This is a genomic window from Pseudoxanthomonas sp. X-1 (genome assembly GCF_020042665.1).
In the GTDB taxonomy this organism is placed as follows: Bacteria; Pseudomonadota; Gammaproteobacteria; order Xanthomonadales; family Xanthomonadaceae; genus Pseudoxanthomonas_A; species Pseudoxanthomonas_A spadix_A.
Genome location: NZ_CP083376.1, coordinates 4,232,664 through 4,250,177 on the forward strand (window position 1 = coordinate 4,232,664; position 17,514 = coordinate 4,250,177).

Genomic DNA, 17,514 nt, shown 5'->3' on the forward strand with positions numbered 1-17,514 from the left:
CTTTCCCGGGCAAGCCACCGAAGCAAAAGCACCCCTCCCCGGCACTCCCCTTCGCCTGTGGCGAAAGGGAGGGGGCGGAGCGCTTGTTCAATGCCTTCGAGTCGAAGAAGTCCTGATCTTTCCGATCGCGGCGCTTTGGCTCGCGCAGGCGAAGCGGCTCAGGTGCCCAGGGCCTCGTACAGCAGGGCCTTGGCGATGGCCCAGTCACGCTGCACGGTGCGCTCGGAGACGCCCAGGGCCAGGGCGGTCTCGGCATCGGAATAGCCGGCGAAGTAGCGGCACTCGACGATGCGCGCCAGGCGGGGCTGCTGGCGCTCCAGTTCGGCCAGGGCCTCGTCCAGGGCGACGATGCGCTCGTCGCTCTCGGCCAGCACCTCGACCGTGTCGATGTCCAGCAGCGCCCGGCCCGGGTCGCGCTTGTGACGCAGGCGCGCGCGGGCGTGGCTCACCAGCACCTGGCGCATGGCCAGGGCGGCGGTGTTGAGGAAATGGGCCTGGCCTTCAAAGACGCCGTGGCGGCTCAGCTTGAGATAGGCCTCGTGCACCAGCGCGGTCGTTTCCAGCGTGGCCGCGCGCGGAAAGGCCCGGCCGCGCTCGCGCCGGGCCAGGCGCTTGAGGTCGGCATAGAGGACCTGCACCAGCAGATCGACCGCGGGGTCCTGACGGCTGGACGGTGAGGAGGTCATGGCAGGCGTTGTGCGATCAACCGATGCATGCGCGGCCTGCCTCAGGCCCGCGCCAGCGGGCGCTTGGCCAAGCGGTCGCGCAGCGACGCGAGGGGCCGCAGGTAGCCCGCGGCCAGCGAACTGTGCTGAGCCTGGATCGCCTCGGCCTTGGCCAGCAGCGTGGCCGCTCCGCCCGGCCGGCCCAGTGCCAGGTCGCATTCGGCCAACGCCAGCTGCGCCTGGGCGATGCGCGGACTCTGCGGCAGGTAAAGCGCACTGCGCAGGGTCAGCGCCTGTTGCAGCAGCCCTCGCGCCTGCGCCGCCTGGCCAGTGCGCAGGCGGGCCTGTCCCGCGATCAGTGTGGCGTCCGCGCGCGCCACGTTGAGCACCGGCGCCAGGTCGGACGATTGCGCCCGCGCCAGGACCGCATCGGCCAACCGCGCGGCCTGCTCCGGTTGCCCGTCGGCCAGATCGATGGCGGCCAGCAGCAGATCGCGCCGCGTCTGGATGAGACCCACGGTCCGCGCGTCCCCCTGGATCGGTGCCAGCGCCGCCAGCAGGGCCCGGGCCCGCGCCGGCTGCGCCTGGTCCAGCGCCAGGCGGATGCGCCAGGTCGTCAGGAACTCGTCCAGGCGGGGATTCTTCATCCGCTGGCCGAATCCGGCCAGTTCCTGCAGCGCCGCCTCGGCGCGGGCGGTGCGACCCAGCTCGACCAGGGCCTGGGCCTGCTTGCCCACCGCCGTGGCCAGGTGTGCGCCGCTGGTGTCGTACTTGCGATAGATCCGCACCGCCGCTTCGGCGTCGGACAGGCCCGCATCCAGGTTGCCCGACTGCACCTCCGCATCGCCGATGGTGCTCCTCGCGTAGGCCATCGCGGGCCCCTCGGCCTGCGGGCCAAATCGTTCAAGCTCCTGCTTCAGCGCCGCGGCCGACGCCGCGGCCTGGAGCAGGCGCTCGGCGCGGAGCTGGATCTCGATGCCCAAGGTCTGCGCCCTGACCCGGTCGGCATCGGCCGACTGCTCGCCGTTGCCCGCCTCCGCCAGGGCCCGTCGCGCATCGGCCTCGGCCTCGTCGAAACGCATGGCCGCGCTCTCGGCCTGGGCCAGCTGGAAATAGTAGATCGACAGGCGCGAGCCGCGCGCTCCCTGGGTCTTGACCGACAGCTCGGCCGCGCGCCGCAGGGGCTCCACAGCGCCCGGAGCATCGCCGGTATACAGGCGGCCCATCCCCAGCAGGCGCTGGGCGTCGGCCAGTTCCGCCGAGTCCGGATAGCGCTCCAGGATCGCCACCGCCTGGCCTGCCTCTGCCAGCGCCCTGGGCGGTTCGCTGGAATTGTGCAGGGCCGCGGCCGTGGCCAGCAGCCGGCCACGCAGGAACGAGGCGGTATCGCCACGCGCATCGAGCACCTTCAGCCCGTGCTCCAGCATCCGGTCGAACTCGTCGCGCGCCGACACCGCGTTGTTGACCCGTGCCAAGGTGATCTGGTCGTTGATCAGCTCCGGCGAGTCCTGCCCGTACAGCTGCAGACTGAGCGTCACCACCTGGCGTCGCAGGCGATCGGACTCGTCGGTCAGCCCCAGGTCGTAGTAGAGATCGCCGAACAGACGCAGCAGCGCCAGCTTGTTCTCCGGCGCCTGCGTCAGACCGGTCTCGATCCGCGCCGCGCCGATGTCCAGCAACTCGCGGGCGGTGGTCTGGCGGGCCTTGACGGGATCGGGCTGGTTGCTGGAATTGCTGCGGAACATGTCGACCATGAACGCCTGCACCGCCGCGGCACGCTGCGCCTCGCGTTCCGCGCGCCGCTCCTGCCAGGCCAGCGTCACCAGGCCGGTGCCCAGCGCCAGGAAGGCCACGCCCACCAGCGCCAGTCCGCGCCAGTGCCGACGCACGTAGCGGCGCGCCTGGTAGCTGCGCGCGCCCGCGCGCGCCAGCACCGGGCGGTGTTCCAGATGGCGGCGGATGTCCTCGGCCAGGGCGCGCGCGTCGGGATAGCGCTGCTCGGCCGCGGGCCGCATCGCGCGGGCGACGATGGCATCCAGGTCGCCGCGCAGCGCGCGTGCCGGGATCGGGCCGTCGGCGGCCACGGCGCGGCTGGGCGGCGGCGGTTCGGCCGCGGCCAGGCGTCGCACCGCGGTGGCCAGCGCGCCGCCCTGCATGTCCCACGGCAGGCGGCCGGCCAGCAGTTCGTACAGGGTCACGCCCAGGGCGTAGACGTCGGTGGCAGTGCCGACCAGGCCGCCTTCCAGCTGTTCGGGCGCGGCATAGGACGGAGACAGCTGCAGCGAGCGGGTGGTGCTGGCCGCCGCGCCGCCCGGTCCATCCTCGAGCAACCGCGCCAGGCCGAAATCCAGCAGTCGCGCCTGGCCGTCCTCGGTGACCAGGATGTTGGCCGGCTTGATGTCGCGGTGGACGACCAGCCGGGTGTGGGCGTAGGCGACCGCGTCGCAGACCTGCAGGAACAGGCCCAGGCGCTCGGCCACGCCGCTGTGGTGCGCCTGGCACCAGCTGACCAGGTCCTGGCCCTGCACGTACTCCATGGCCATCCAGGCCAGGCCCTCGTCGGTCACGCCGCCGTCGTAGAGCCGGGCGATGCCCGGATGCACCAGCGAGGCCAAGATGTCGCGTTCGGCCGACAGCCGGCCCTGCAGCGGGTCGGGCAGCTGGGCGATGAGCTTGATCGCCACCTGCTGGCGGAAGCCGCCGGCGATGCGCTCGGCCAGCCACACCTGGGCCATGCCGCCGGCGCCGAGCCAGCGCAGCAACCGGTAGGGCCCGACCACGCGGCCGGGCGTGCGCGGTTCGTCCTCCTGCGCCTCGGTTTCGCCGAAAGGGGACCGGTCCAGGAAGCCGCCATCGCCCTCGGCCAGAACGAGCAGCCGCTGCAGGCGCTCACGCAGTTCCGGCCGGTCTTGGCACGCACGCGCCAGCGCCGCCTGGCGCTGCGCCGGTGGCAAGGCCAGCAGCTGCTCCAGCAGGGCGTGCAAGCCGTGCTCGTCGGTCTGCGTCATCGAAAGGTTCCAGGCCAGTCCCCCTGCCCTGCGCCGGAGCATAGCGCGACGCGGGCGCGATCCGGTGTCCGGAAAACAGCGACGCCGGCCCCCCACGGACCGGCGTCGGTGCGGGCCGGCGATCTTCGCCCGCCCTAGGGCCCGTGGGCCCTGCCCCTCCCGGGGACTACTTGGTGATATCCACGTCCTTGGTCTCGCGCAGGAAGATCGCGCCGATCACCAGGGTCATCAGCGCGATGCCGATCGGATACCACAGGCCGTAGTACATGTTGCCGGTCGCCGCGACCAGGCCGAAGGAAATGGTCGGCAGGAAGCCGCCGAACCAGCCGTTGCCGATGTGGTACGGCAGCGACATGGAGGTGTAGCGGATGCGGGTCGGGAACAGCTCGACCAGCCAGGCCGCGATCGGCGCATAGACCATGGTCACGAACAGCGCCAGGACGAACAGCACCGCGATCACCATCGGCTTGTTGATGCGCGCCGGGTCGGCCTTCTCCGGATAGCCGGCGCCGGTCAGCGCGCCCTTGAGCTGCTTGCCGAAGGCATCGGCCTTGGCCTTGCCTTCTTCCTTGGACAGCCCGCCGCCCTCGTAGGAATTGATCTGGTTGCTGCCCACGTTGACCGTGGCGATGGTGCCCGGCGGCGCGGCCTTGACGGTGTAGGGCACGCCGGCCTTGGTCAGCGCGGTGGCGACGATGTCGCAGGAGCTGGTGAAGGTCTTCTTGCCGACCGGGTCGAACTGGAAGCTGCAGGTGTCCGGATCGGCGGTGATCACCACCGGCGAGCTGGTGCGGGCCTCCTCGATGGCCGGGTTGGCGTAGTGGGTCAGCGCCTTGAACATCGGGATGTACAGCAGCGCGGCCAGCAGGCAGCCGCCCAGCACGATGACCTTGCGGCCGGTGCGGTCGGACAGCCAGCCGAAGAACAGGAAGAACGGCGTGGCCAGCGCCAGCGCGCCGGCGATCAGCAGCGCGCCGGTGGTGGCATCCACCTTGAGCGCCTGGGTCAGGAAGAACAGCGCGTAGAACTGGCCGCCGTACCACACCACGGCCTGGCCAGCGGTGGCGCCCAGCAGCACCAGCAGCATCAGCTTGAAGTTGCCGCCCTTGAGGCTGTCGCGGAACGGGGTCTTGGAGCCCTTGCCCTCGGCCTTCATCTGCTGGAACAGCGGCGACTCGCTCAGCTGCAGGCGGATCCACACCGACACGCCCAGCAGGATGATCGAGACCAGGAACGGGATGCGCCAGCCCCAGGCCTCGAAGGCCTCGTTGCCCAGCGCGCTGCGGCAGGCCAGGATGATCAGCAGCGACAGGAACAGGCCGATGGTCGCAGTGCACTGGATGAAGCTGGTGTAGAAGCCGCGCTTGTTGGCCGGCGCGTGCTCGGCCACGTAGGTCGCCGCACCGCCGTACTCGCCGCCCATCGCCAGGCCCTGGGCCAGGCGCAGGCAGATCAGGATCACCGGCGCAGCCACGCCGATGGTGGCGTACGAGGGCAGCACGCCCACCAGGAAGGTGGACAGGCCCATGATCAGGATCGTCACCAGGAAGGTGTACTTGCGGCCGATGCGATCGCCCAGGCTGCCGAAGAAGGCCGCGCCGAAGGGCCGCACGAAGAAGCCGGCGGCGAAGGCCAGCAGCGCGAAGATAAAGGCCGTGGTCTCGTTGACGCCGCTGAAGAACTGCTTGGCGATGATCGCCGCCAGCGAGCCGTACAGGAAGAAGTCGTACCACTCGAACACGGTGCCCAGGGACGAAGCGAGGATGACCCGCTTGTGGCCCTGGGTGAGTCCGGCCGGCTGGCCGGCGGTGACGTTGACGCTGGACATGGGAGCTTTCCCTCGAAGCTGGATGCCGTGGTGCTGGCGTGGATGTCAGTTGGCCATGGAGCAGCCGTGGGTCTCGCGCCGGAAGGCGAGCCCCTCCGGCGCGTGGCAGGCAGGTGCAGCGCCCTAGAAGGTGTACTGGGCGCTGACGCTGACCTGGTTGCCGCTTTCGGTGGTGGTGTTGGCGGTGTTGCCGACGGTGTGTTCGAGCTTGTCGTGCATCGCCTCCAGGCCCAGCTTGTACGGCCCGTTGGCGTAGATCAGATTGAGCGCGGCCTGGCGGTTGCCCAGCAGGCCGACGGCGGTGCCGCGCCAGCGCAGCACGTCGTCCTTGTCCGGGTTGTCCACCGCGTAGAACGCGTTGACGCTCCAGTTCTTGTTGAAGCTGTAGCCCACCTGGGCGTAGCCGCCGGTTTCGGAAATGTCGCCGAACTGCGAGAGCGCGCCGAAGTTCTGGCCCATGCCGTTGCCGGTGAAGGCGAACGCCTTGATGTTCCAGTTGCCCGGCTTGACCATGCCGCCCACTTCGAAGGCGGTGCTGTCGATCTTCGAACGGATCGGCGTGGGCGTGGCGCCGTCGACGCCGCTCAGGTCGATCTTGGAGTAGTGCCCCGCGGCGTAGGCCACCCAGTTGCTGCCGGCCACGCGCACGCGGGCCTCCAGCTGCGGGTTGAAGCCGGCGTTGCCGCCGGTGAGGTAGTTGGTGGTGCTGCCCGGGCCGGACCAGTTGCCGCTGAAGGCGCCCACGTCCAGGCGCCACTTCGGGCCATCCGAACCGTGGTTGAGGTCCTGCATGACCACCACGCCCGGATAGCGCCAGCCGATCATGCCGGCGCCGAAGCCGAGCGGGAAGGCCACGTGGGCGACCGAGTCGGGCACGTTGTCCAGCGGGAACATCAGCGTCCACTGCTGGCCCACGCGCACCTTGGTGCCGGTGGCGGCGTTGTCCATGTCCAGGTAGGCCTGGCGCAGGCGCGGGACCGGCTGCTGGCCGCTGTAGGCGCCGGTGCCGTTGTTGCCGCCGAAGAAGTCCATCTCCAGGCGCGCGCCGCCGGTCCAGTGCTCGCCCATCTTCGCGCCGGTGATGTCCACCCAGAAGCGGGTGTTGCGGATGTCCACGCCGCTCAGGTCGCCCTCGCCGCCGGGCGTGGGCCATTCGGCGTTCTGGCCGTTGCCGAAGTTGAACGGCCGCGACTGCTGGAAGGCGGTGGCGTTGATGAAGCCATGGAACGCGACCGACATGCCCGGCGCGGTGGTGAACTGCGGCGCGGCGGCCGGCTTGGCCGTGGCCTTGACCTGGTCCAGCTCGGTCCTGGCGTCGGCGACCTGGGTCTGGGTCTGACTCACCTGGCTCTGGGTCTGCACCACCTGCGCCTGGGTCTGCTGCTGCGCCGACAGCAGCTGCTGCACCTGCGCCTCCAGCTGGGCGACGCGCGCCTCGAGCGCCTTCTCCTTCTTCGACTGCGCCAAGGCCATGCCGGGCGCCATCAAGGCGACCATCATGGCGAGCGCCAACGGGCGACGCGCCATCGTTGCGATGCGTGTGGTCATGCTCCCCTCTCCCAAGAGTCCGGTGGTTCACGCGGGTGCGCGCCCTCCCCTTCCGAAGGCGCGATGTGGGCCGCAGATTGCGCACGCATGACAGCGCCCACCATTCGCCTTTGGTCTCAAAACAAGGGCTTTAAGACCATGGTCTAAGCCAGCTGCTGCACTGCGCAAACGGTGGATCGGTCAAACTTCAAGGCCTCGACAAGTCACTGGCCGCACCCCGCACCGGTTGGTCCATCCGCCACGTTCTACGCAAGATGAGGTAAGGAGATTCCATGTCTGATCTGTATCCCGTCGATCCCGCGTTCGCCAGCCAGGCCCTGGTCGATGCGCAGGCCTATGCGCGCGACTACAAGGCGTCGGTGGAAACACCGGACGCGTTCTGGGCCAAGGCGGCGCAGCGACTGGACTGGATGAAGGCGCCGACGCAGATCAAGGACGTCAGCTTCGATGTCGAAGACTTCCGCATCAGGTGGTTCGCCGATGGCGAGCTCAATGCCAGCGTCAACTGCCTGGACCGTCAGCTCGAGGCGCGCGGCGACAAGATCGCGCTGCTGTTCGAACCCGACAGCCCCGACGGCGAAAGCTATGGGGTGACCTACCGCGAACTGCATGCGCGCGTGTGCAGGCTGGCCAACGCCCTGCGCAAGCTGGGCGTGGCCAAGGGCGACCGGGTCACCATCTACCTGCCGATGATCCCCGACGCGGCCGTGGCGATGCTGGCCTGCGCGCGCATCGGCGCGGTGCACTCGGTGGTGTTCGGCGGCTTCGCGCCCAACTCCATCGCCGACCGCGTGTCCGACTGCGGCAGCAAGCTGATCATCACCGCCGACGAGGGCCTGCGCGGCAGCAAGAAGGTCCCGCTCAAGGCCAACGTCGATGCCGCGCTCAAGCTGCCCGGCACCAACAGCGTGGAGACCGTGCTGGTCGTGCGCCACACCGGCGGCACGGTGCAGATGCAGGCGCCGCGCGACCGCTGGTTCCACGACGTGGTCGAGGGCCAGCCGGACACCTGCGAGCCCGAGCGCATGAACGCCGAGGACCCGCTGTTCATCCTCTATACCTCCGGCAGCACCGGCAAGCCCAAGGGCGTGCTGCACACCACCGGCGGCTATCTGCTGTGGGCCGCCTACACGCACGAGGTGGTGTTCGACCTGAAGGAGGACGACATCTACTGGTGCACGGCCGACGTGGGCTGGGTCACCGGCCACAGCTACATCGTCTACGGGCCGCTGGCCAATGGCGCCACCTCGCTGATCTTCGAGGGCGTGCCCAACTATCCGAGCAACTCGCGCTTCTGGGAGGTCGTGGACAAGCACCAGGTCACGCTGTTCTATACCGCCCCGACCGCGATCCGCGCGCTGATGCGCGACGGCGAGGCGCCGGTGAAGAAGACCTCGCGCAAGAGCCTGCGCCTGCTCGGCACGGTCGGCGAGCCGATCAATCCCGAGGCCTGGCGCTGGTACTACGAGGTGGTCGGCGATTCCCGCTGCCCGATCGTGGACACCTGGTGGCAGACCGAGACCGGCGGCCACATGATCACGCCGATCCCCGGCGCCACTGCGCTCAAGCCCGGCTCGGCCACGGTGCCCTTCTTCGGCGTGCAGCCGGCGCTGGTCGATGCCAACGGCGCCGAGCTGGACGGCGCGGCCGAGGGCAACCTGGTGATCAAGGACTCCTGGCCGGGCCAGATGCGCACGGTCTATGGCGACCACCAGCGCTTCATCGACACCTACTTCCGCACCTATCCGGGCACCTACTTCACCGGCGACGGCTGCCGTCGCGACGCCGATGGCTATTACTGGATCACCGGCCGCGTGGACGATGTCATCAACGTCTCCGGCCACCGCATCGGCACCGCCGAGGTGGAGAGCGCGCTGGTCTCGCATCCCAAGGTGGCCGAGGCCGCGGTGGTGGGCTTCCCGCACGACATCAAGGGCCAGGGCATCTACGCCTACGTCACCCTGGTGGCCGGCGAGCAGCCCAGCGAGGAACTGCACAAGGAGCTGATCGCCCACGTGCGCAAGGAGATCGGCCCGATCGCCTCGCCCGACCACCTGCAGTGGGCGCCGGGCCTGCCCAAGACGCGCTCGGGCAAGATCATGCGCCGCATCCTGCGCAAGATCGCCGAGAACGCGCCCGACCAGCTCGGCGACACCTCGACCCTGGCCGACCCCTCGGTGGTCGATTCGCTGGTGTCCGAGCGCAAGGTCAAGTAGGACGCGGTGGCGGCCGTGGGCAACGAAGCGTCGAAAGCCGATCGCCTGGTCTGGCACTATGCCGGTCGTCAGGCGCACGACGCGTCCGACGCCTCCGTCCCCACGCGCCCCGCCTCCATGACCACACTGCTCATCGCCGACGACCATCCGCTGTTCCGGGAGGCCCTGCGCGGCGCCGTGCAGCGCGTGCTGCCCGGCGTGTCCCTGCACGAGGCCGACAGCGTCGATGCGCTGTACGCGCTGGTCGAGGCCAATCCCGACGCCGACCTGCTGCTGCTGGACCTCAACATGCCCGGCGCGCACGGCTTCAACGCGCTGGTCCACCTGCGCGCGCTGCACCCACAGCTGCCGGTGGTGGTGGTGTCGGCGCGCGAGGAGCCGGCGGTGATGCGGCGCGCGCTGGACCACGGCGCCCTGGGCTTCATCCCCAAGTCGGCCGATTCGGACACCATCGGCGAGGCCATCGGCCTGGTGCTGGACGGCGAGCGCTGGGCGCCGGAGGAGGCGCACAACGCGCCGGCCATCGGCCGCGACGAGCAGGAGGTCGCCCAGCGCCTGCGCGACCTGACCCCGCAGCAGTTCCGCGTGCTGCAGATGCTCGGCGCCGGCCGGCTCAACAAGCAGATCGCCTACGATCTGGGCGTGTCCGAGGCCACCATCAAGGCGCACGTCACCGCGATCCTGCGCAAGCTCGGCGTCACCAACCGCACCCAGGCGGTGCTGATGGCCGGGCGCCTGTCGGTGGACCCCGATGGCCTGACGCCGCCGCCGGAAGACCAGGAGTGAGGCGCGGGGGCGAGTGAAGGGGAACGGGCAACGGGTGCAAGTCGGAGCGGCGCCGCCGCGATACAGGCGCGCTCCTACCCGCTCCTCGTTGCGCTCGACCCGCTCCTAGCGCCCAGGCTGCATGGACGACGCCGCCGCCTACGCCAGCCTGATCGACGAGGCCTTCGCCGACTACCACGCGCGCTTCGCGCAGATCACCCGGCGGGCCAAGACGCGCTTCGAGCAGCGCGACTGGAACGGCGCGCGCGACGACGCGGTCGAGCGCATCGCGCTCTACGACGCCTGCGTGGACGAATGCCGGCTGCGCCTGCAGGCGGTGATGGGCCAGCGCGCGTTCGACCGCACCCTGTGGCACGCCATCCGCGCGCGCTACGCCGCGCTGATCGACACCCAGATCGACCGCGAGCTGTACAAGACCTTCTACAACACCCTGACCCGGCGCTTCTTCCGCACCCAGGGCGTGGATGCGCAGGTCGAGTTCGTCGCGCTGGACATCGCGCCGACCGAGGCCATCACCCACCCGGTCGCTCGGCACAACTATCTGGTCTCCCAGACCCGGCCGATGGACACCTTCGCCCGGCTGCTGGGCGACTACGTGTTCGCCGTGCCGTATGCGCACCAGGCGCGCTGCGCGGCCGCCATCGCCGTGCGCCTGCACGACGACCTGGCCGGCTGGGGCGAGCCGGTGCGCGCGGTGGAGCTGCTGGACACCGTGTTCTACCGCGAACGCCGCGCCTACCTGGTCGGCCGCGTGCTGGGCGAGACGCGCTTCGCCCCGTGCATGATCGCGCTGATCCACGACGAGGCCGGCCTGCGCGTGGACGCGGTGCTGACCCGGCGCGCGGACGTGGCCCAGCTGTTCGGCATCTCGCGCAGCTACTTCCACGCCGACCTGCCCACGGTGGGCGATGCGGTGGTGTTCCTGCGCACGCTGCTGCCGCACAAGCCCATCGACGAGCTGTACACCGTGCTGGGCCGCGCCAAGCAGGGCAAGACCGAGCGCTTCCGCACCTTCTACCACCACTTCAACGACCATCCCGGCGAGCAGCTGATCCAGGCCGAGGGCACGCGCGGCCTGGTGATGGCGGTGTTCACCCTGCCCAGCTATCCGCTGGTGTTCAAGCTGATCCGCGACCGCTTCGCCGAGACCAAGCAGGTCACGCGCCAGGACGTGGAGGACCGCTACGCGCTGGTGTTCAACCGCGATCGCGTCGGCCGCCTGCTCGATGCACAGCCGTACCGCTCGCTGCGCTTCCCGCTGGCGCGCTTCGCCCCGGCGCTGCTGGAGGAGCTGCAGCAGACCTGCGCCGGCAGCCTGAGCTTCGAGGGCGAGGACGTGATCATCGCCCTGTGCTACGTGCAGCGCCGGCTGCGCCCGCTCAACCTGTACCTGCGCGAGCAGCCGGCCGAGGCCGCGCGGGCGGCGGCGCTGGACTATGGCCAGGCCATCGTCGACATGGCGCGCAACAACATCTTCCCCGGCGACATGCTGCTGAAGAATTTCGGCGTCTCGCGCCATGGGCGGGTGGTGTTCTACGACTACGACGAGGTGCGGCTGATCACCGACTGCCGCTTCCGCGACTGGCCCAAGGCGCAGAGCTACGAGGAACAGATGGCCGACGAGCCCTGGTTCCATGTCGCGCCGGGCGATGTCTTCCCCGAGCGCTTCGCGCAGTTCATGGGCCTGCCCGCCGCGCTGACCGAGGCCGTGCGCGCGGTGCATGGCCAGCTGTTCGACCCGGCCTGGTGGCGCGAACTGCAGGCCGCGCTGGCGCAGGACCGCTATCCCGACACGCCGCCCTATCCGCCGTCGCTGCGGGTGGCCTGAACGCCGCACACACCGGCCGTGCCTGGTCGCGAGAAAGTGGTTGACGCTTCCAGGACACAGGCACAGACTTCCGCCCGCCCGGCGCAGGCCACAGCGCGCCGGTCCCTTTCGTGAAGCTTTCCTCCTCATGCCCAGCGACCCTTCCAGTCGATCTTGTCTGCCGTCAACGGTGGCTGCGCGCTGAGTCCTGATCGGGTTCGGCCAGGCGGCCGTTGCGGCTGCCCAACCAGGCCGTCCCGATGAACCTGAAGCACTTCTCCTTCAAGACCACCGACCCGGTGGCCGCCCAGCTGGACGCGCTGCGTCCGCTCAACACCGCCGACGTGGTCGAGCGGCTCAACAAGCTCAAGCCCGCCCTGGCCGATGCGACCTTCGCCGGGCTGTCCGACGAGCGCGCGATCAACGTGCTCGAAGCGCCCGAACTGCTGCGCGCCCCGCAGCTGCTGCAGGCGCTGCCGCGGCCGCGCCGGGCGCGCGTGCTCGAAGGCATGGCCGACGACCGCGCCGCCGACGTGGTGCAGGCGCTGGAGCTGACCGACCAGGCCGCGGTCCTGGCCGACCTGGCCGCGTGCGCCCCGGCCAGCGCGCACGCGGTGCAGAAGCTGATGCGCTACCGCCCGCGCACCGCCGGCGCGCTGATGACCACCGAATACGTCGGCGTGCCCGCCGACTGGACCGTGGCCCAGACCCTGGACCACGTGCGCGAGGTCGAGCGCAAGCGCGAGACCGTCTACGCCATCTACGTGCTCGCCCCCGGCAGCGACGTGCTGCAGCAGGTGGTGACCCTGCGCCGGCTGATCACCGGCGCGCCGGCCGACAACATCCTCACCGTCGCCCAGGTCAATCCGCCGGTCACCGTCTCGCCGCTGACCGACCAGCAGGAGGTCGCGCGCCTGATCCGCCGCCACGACCTGCTCTCGCTGGCCGTGGTCGACGAGCAGCGCCGCATGCTGGGCATCGTCACCGTGGACGACATCATCGATACGATGATGGAGGAGAGCACCGAGGACGCGCACAAGTTCGGCGGCATGGAGGCGCTGGACGCGCCGTACATGCAGATCGGCTTCTGGCGGATGATCCGCAAGCGCGCCGGCTGGCTGTGCGCGCTGTTCCTGGGCGAGATGCTCACCGCCAGCGCGATGCAGCACTTCGAGGGCGAACTGGACAAGGCGCTGGTGCTGACCTTGTTCATCCCGCTGATCATGAGCTCGGGCGGCAACTCCGGCTCGCAGGCGACCTCGCTGCTGATCCGCGCCCTGGCCCTGGGCGAGCTGCGCCTGCGCGACTGGTGGAAGGTGGCCGTGCGCGAACTACCCACCGGCATGCTGCTCGGCGCGATCCTGGGCGTGATCGCCATCGTGCGCGTGGTGGCCTGGCAGAAGCTCGGCATCTACGACTACGGTCCGCACTGGCCGCTGGTGGCGCTGACCGTGGGCGCGGCACTGGTGGGCATCGTGACCTTCGGTTCGCTGGCCGGCTCGATGCTGCCGTTCGTGCTGCAGCGGCTGCGCTTCGACCCGGCCAGCGCCTCGGCGCCGTTCGTGGCCACCCTGGTGGACGTCACCGGCCTGGTCATCTACTTCAGCATCGCCTTGCTGATCCTGCGCGGGACACTGCTTTAAGCGACCGCGGTCGCGGAGCGGGGCCCGCTTTGGTGGGAGCCGCGATGGCGGCGAGGGGCTTTTACCGGGAAAGCCTCATCGCCGCCGTGGCTCCCACCGGAGGGCTCGCTGGGGACCACGGGATTCGGGCCCGCGCGGCGCGTCATGCGGGGGCGGCGCCGGGGCGTGTAACGTGTGGCCGATGTCCCGCCCCCAGGCCACCGCCGCCCGCGCATGAGCACCTACCGCCTCAAGTCCGTGTTCTCGCCGAGCTCGATCGCCATCATCGGTGGCAGCCCGCGCGATCGCTCGGCCGGGCGCGCGGTGGTGCGCAACCTGCGCGCGGCCGGCTTTCCCGGGCGGATCGCCTGGATCAATGCCCGCTACAAGCGCATCGACGAGGTCGACACCGTGCCGCGGCTGTCCGACCTGGACTACGTGCCGGACCTGGTGATCGTCACCACCCCGGCCCAGACCGTGCCCAAGGTCGTGGCCAACGCCGCCCAGCGCGGCGTGGCCGCGGCCATCATCCTCACCGCCGGGCTCGGCCACGGCAGCGGTTCGCTGGCCGAGGCGACCGAGCGCGCCGCGCGCGCCCACGGCCTGCGCCTGCTCGGCCCGCACTGCCTGGGCGTGATCGCCCCGCATGCGCGGCTCAACGCCAGCATCGCCGCGCACACGCCGATGGCCGGCGACCTGGCGCTGATCTCCGAGTCCTCGGCCATCGCCGCGGCGCTGGTCGAATGGGGCGTGCAGCACCAGGTCGGGTTCTCGGCGGTGGTGTCGCTGGGCGATGCGATCGACGTGGACTTCAGCGACCTGCTGGACCACTTCGCCATCGACCACCGCACCCGCGCGATCCTGCTCTACGTCGAATCGGTCCGCGACGCGCGCAAGTTCATGTCCGCCGCACGCGCGGCCGCGCGCGCCAAGCCGGTGGTGGTGGTCAAGTCGGGCGTGGCCCGCGCCGGTGGCGGCGAGGACACCCACAGCCAGTCGCTGGCCCGGCCCGACGCGATCTACGACGCGGCCTTCCGCCGCGCGGGGCTGCTGCGCGTGGGCGCGCTGGACGAGCTGTTCGCCGCCGCGCAGACGCTGGGCCGGCTGGGCACCTTCCCCGGACGGCGCCTGGCGATCCTGTCCAACGGCGGCGGCGTCGGCGCACTGGCGCGCGACCAGCTGGCCCTGCTCGGCGGCAGCCTGGCCACGCTGTCGCCGGCCACGGTGCAGCGCCTGGACGGCGTGCTGCCGCACGGGTGGACGCGCGAGAACCCGGTGGACATCGTGGTCGACGCCGACGGCGAGCGCTATGCGACCGCGGTCGAGGCGCTGCTGGCCGACCCCGACAACGACGCCCTGCTGGTGGTCAACGTGCCGACGGCGTTCACCTCCTCGGCCGATGCCGCCAGCGCGCTGGTGCGCAGCGCCGGCACGCGCCCGCGCCACAGCCACGCCAAGCCGGTGTTCGCGGTGTGGCTGGGCGGCGGTGAGGCGGCGCTGTCCACGCTCAATGCGGCGCAGATTCCCAGCTACGCCACCGAGGCCGACGCGGTCGCCGGCTTCATGCACCTGGTGCGCTACCGCCAGGCGCAGACCGCCCTGATGGAGACCCCGCCCAGCCTGCCCGAGGACTTCGTGGTCGACGCGGCGGCCGCGCGCGCGCGGGTCGAACAGGCCCTGCGCGAGGGCCGCCGTTACCTGGACCCGGTGGCGGCCAACGAGGTGCTGCGCGCCTACGGCATCCCGACCGCGCAGCTGTGGGTGGCGGCCGACGCCGAGGCCGCGGTGCGCTTCGCCCAGCCGCTGCTGGAGCAGGGCCTGCCGGTGGCGCTGAAGGTGCTCTCGCCGGACATCCCCAACAAGTCCGATGTCGACGGCGTGCGCCTGAACCTGGTCTCCGCCGAGGCGGTGCACATGGCCGCGCAGACGCTGCTCGAGCGCGCCGCGCGGCTGCGTCCGGACGCGCGCCTCGACGGGGTGGTGGTACAGGCGACGGTGCTGCGGCCGAAGGCGCGCGAGCTGATCGCCGGCATCGCCGACGACGCGGTGTTCGGCCCGGTGATCGTGTTCGGCCGCGGCGGCACCGCGGCCGAGGTGATCGACGATGTGGCCCTGGCGCTGCCGCCGCTGGACCTGCGCCTGGCCCACGAGCTGATCGGCCGCACCCGCGTCTCGCGCATCCTCAAGGCCTACCGCGACGTGCCCGCCGCCGACGAACGCGCCGTGGCCCTGGTGCTGGTCAAGCTGGCGCAGCTGGCCGCCGACCTGCCCGAGATCCGCAGCCTGGACATCAACCCGCTGCTGGCCGACGCCACCGGCGTGGTGGCGGTGGACGCGCGCATCGCCGTGGCGCCCTCGCGCGCGCTGCACAAGGGCCGCGGGCATCCGCGCTTCGCCGTGTTCCCCTATCCGAAGGAATGGGAGCGCACCCTGGCCCTGAGCGACGGCGGCAGCGTATTCGTGCGGCCGGTGCGGCCGGAGGACGATGCGCTGTTCCGCGCGTTCTTCGCCCGGGTCACCGACGAGGACCTGCGCCTGCGCTTCTTCCAGTCGGTCAAGCATTTCAGCCACGAGTTCATCGCCCGCCTGACCCAGCTGGACTACGCGCGCTCGATCGCGCTGGTGGCCATCGACCCGCCCACCGGCGAGATGCTCGGCGCGGTGCGGCTGCTGGCCGACGCCGATTACGATCGCGGCGAGTACGGCATCCTGGTGCGTTCGGACCAGAAGGGCGCCGGCCTGGGCTGGCAGCTGATGCGGATCATGATCGAGTACGCGCACTGGCTGGGCCTGCGCCAGGTCGAGGGTCAGGTGCTGCGCGAGAACCGCACCATGCTGGCCATGTGCCAGCAGCTGGGCTTCAACCTCAGGCCCGATCCGGACGATCCGTCCATCGTCAATGTCACCCTGCCGATCCAGAGCGCCCGCGCGCAGACCTGAGCGGCAAAACGCGCCCGGTGTCACCTTCCACGCGCCGGCCCCTGTCGCGATGGCGCGGCCACGCGTTAGGCTCGACCCATGCGCCGGCGGCGCGGATGAAGCAACAGGGGGCGTGACGTGGTGCGGGTGGCGATCGTGGGTTCGGATGTCCAGACCGAAGTGGCGCTGATGCGTCGCCTGCAGCGCATTGCCGCCCTGCCCGCCGACGGCCTGACGCTGGTCCAGGACCCGGGCGCCTGCGACCTGCTGGTGCTGCACGAGGTACGGACCACGCGCCAGGCGGGAACGCGCCTGGCCCAGCAACGGCCGGAGAGACCGCTGTGGCTGATCGATGCCGGCGGACGCCTGTCCGATCCCCGCCAGGGCGCCGCGCCGCTGCACGAGCAGGCGATCCGGGAGGTGCTGCAGGCCCTGCACGCCCCGCATGCCGACGCCGATGGCGCTCCGGCCGGTCCCGCGCTCCCCTTTGTCGAGCAGGTCCGCGAACTGCTCCAGGCCCGGCGCGGGCAGGCGGTGCTGTCGCTGGACGGCGTGGACGTGCTGCACCTGGACTTCGCCGCGGGCCAGGCCGTGCCGCTGCACAGCGCGCGCCAGGCGGTGGAGAACGTGCCGGGGCTGCTGGGCCCGGGCTTCGACCGGCTGGTGCTGCGCCAGGTCCCGACGGTGCCGGCCAGCCAGGCGCCGCGCCTGCCGCTGACCCCGCTGCTGTGGCAGACGGCGCTGCGCATGCGCATGGTGCCGCGGCTGATCGCGCCGCTGACCGAGGCCACCGCCCTGCGCATGCGCCAGTGGCCGGACTTCCGCGTGCTGGCCCACCGCCATGACGACTTCCGCCTGTGCTCGCTGCTGCTCAAGCAGGCCATGACCGCCACCGAGGCGGCCGCGCAGCTGGACATGGACCCGGGCGCGGCGCGCGCCTTCTTCAACGCCGCCTACCTCAGCGGCCACGCCGTGCTGGAAGGCGAAGCGGACGCGCTGGGCGCCGCCTCCGCCGACGCGCCGCCTCCGCCGCCCGGCACCTCGCCCCTGGCGCGGCTGTGGCAGCGCCTGCGCGGCAACGCCCGCCGCCGCGCAGGCGACTGAGCCGCCGCACA

At 71.0% G+C, this 17,514-nt stretch carries 10 protein-coding genes; 6 read left to right on the plus strand and 4 right to left on the minus strand.

What is annotated here, in order from left to right:
- Positions 1–158: 158 nt before the first annotated feature.
- From LAJ50_RS18965 to LAJ50_RS18980, 4 genes are all read right to left on the minus strand, one after another.
- Positions 159–686: an ECF-type sigma factor gene (locus tag LAJ50_RS18965; RefSeq protein ID WP_130552760.1), complete on the minus strand. Its 528-nt coding sequence runs from the start codon at positions 684–686 to the stop codon at positions 159–161.
- Between the two features lie 41 nt (positions 687–727).
- Positions 728–3,673: a serine/threonine-protein kinase gene (locus tag LAJ50_RS18970; protein WP_224096395.1), complete on the minus strand. Its 2,946-nt coding sequence runs from the start codon at positions 3,671–3,673 to the stop codon at positions 728–730.
- Positions 3,674–3,839: 166 nt separating this feature from the next.
- Positions 3,840–5,501 (minus strand): MFS transporter, encoded by a 1,662-nt coding sequence (locus LAJ50_RS18975; protein WP_138653716.1) that lies wholly within the window; start codon positions 5,499–5,501, stop codon positions 3,840–3,842.
- A 123-nt stretch (positions 5,502–5,624) separates the two neighbouring features.
- Positions 5,625–7,049, minus strand: a complete 1,425-nt coding sequence (locus LAJ50_RS18980; protein WP_224096396.1) for a hypothetical protein — start codon at positions 7,047–7,049, stop codon at positions 5,625–5,627.
- Between the two features lie 272 nt (positions 7,050–7,321).
- Between LAJ50_RS18980 and acs the strand changes: the two genes are divergently transcribed.
- The 6 genes from acs (at position 7,322) to LAJ50_RS19010 (ending at position 17,503) form a co-directional block, all read left to right on the plus strand.
- Positions 7,322–9,265: an acetate--CoA ligase gene (gene acs / locus LAJ50_RS18985; protein ID WP_138653714.1), complete on the plus strand. Its 1,944-nt coding sequence runs from the start codon at positions 7,322–7,324 to the stop codon at positions 9,263–9,265.
- 117 nt (positions 9,266–9,382) lie between these two features.
- The gene (locus LAJ50_RS18990) at positions 9,383–10,051 is read left to right on the plus strand and encodes a response regulator transcription factor (RefSeq protein ID WP_130552756.1); all 669 of its coding nucleotides are present in this window, start codon (positions 9,383–9,385) and stop codon (positions 10,049–10,051) included.
- 121 nt (positions 10,052–10,172) lie between these two features.
- Entirely contained in the window at positions 10,173–11,879 is a 1,707-nt protein-coding gene (gene aceK, locus LAJ50_RS18995; RefSeq protein ID WP_138653712.1) for a bifunctional isocitrate dehydrogenase kinase/phosphatase, read from the plus strand.
- A 239-nt stretch (positions 11,880–12,118) separates the two neighbouring features.
- Entirely contained in the window at positions 12,119–13,501 is a 1,383-nt protein-coding gene (gene mgtE / locus LAJ50_RS19000; protein ID WP_138653710.1) for a magnesium transporter, read from the plus strand.
- Between the two features lie 213 nt (positions 13,502–13,714).
- Entirely contained in the window at positions 13,715–16,420 is a 2,706-nt protein-coding gene (locus LAJ50_RS19005) for a bifunctional acetate--CoA ligase family protein/GNAT family N-acetyltransferase (protein ID WP_138653708.1), read from the plus strand.
- 135 nt (positions 16,421–16,555) lie between these two features.
- Complete coding sequence (locus LAJ50_RS19010; RefSeq protein ID WP_138653706.1) at positions 16,556–17,503, plus strand: hypothetical protein; 948 nt, start codon at positions 16,556–16,558, stop codon at positions 17,501–17,503.
- The last annotated feature ends 11 nt before the right edge of the window (positions 17,504–17,514 follow it).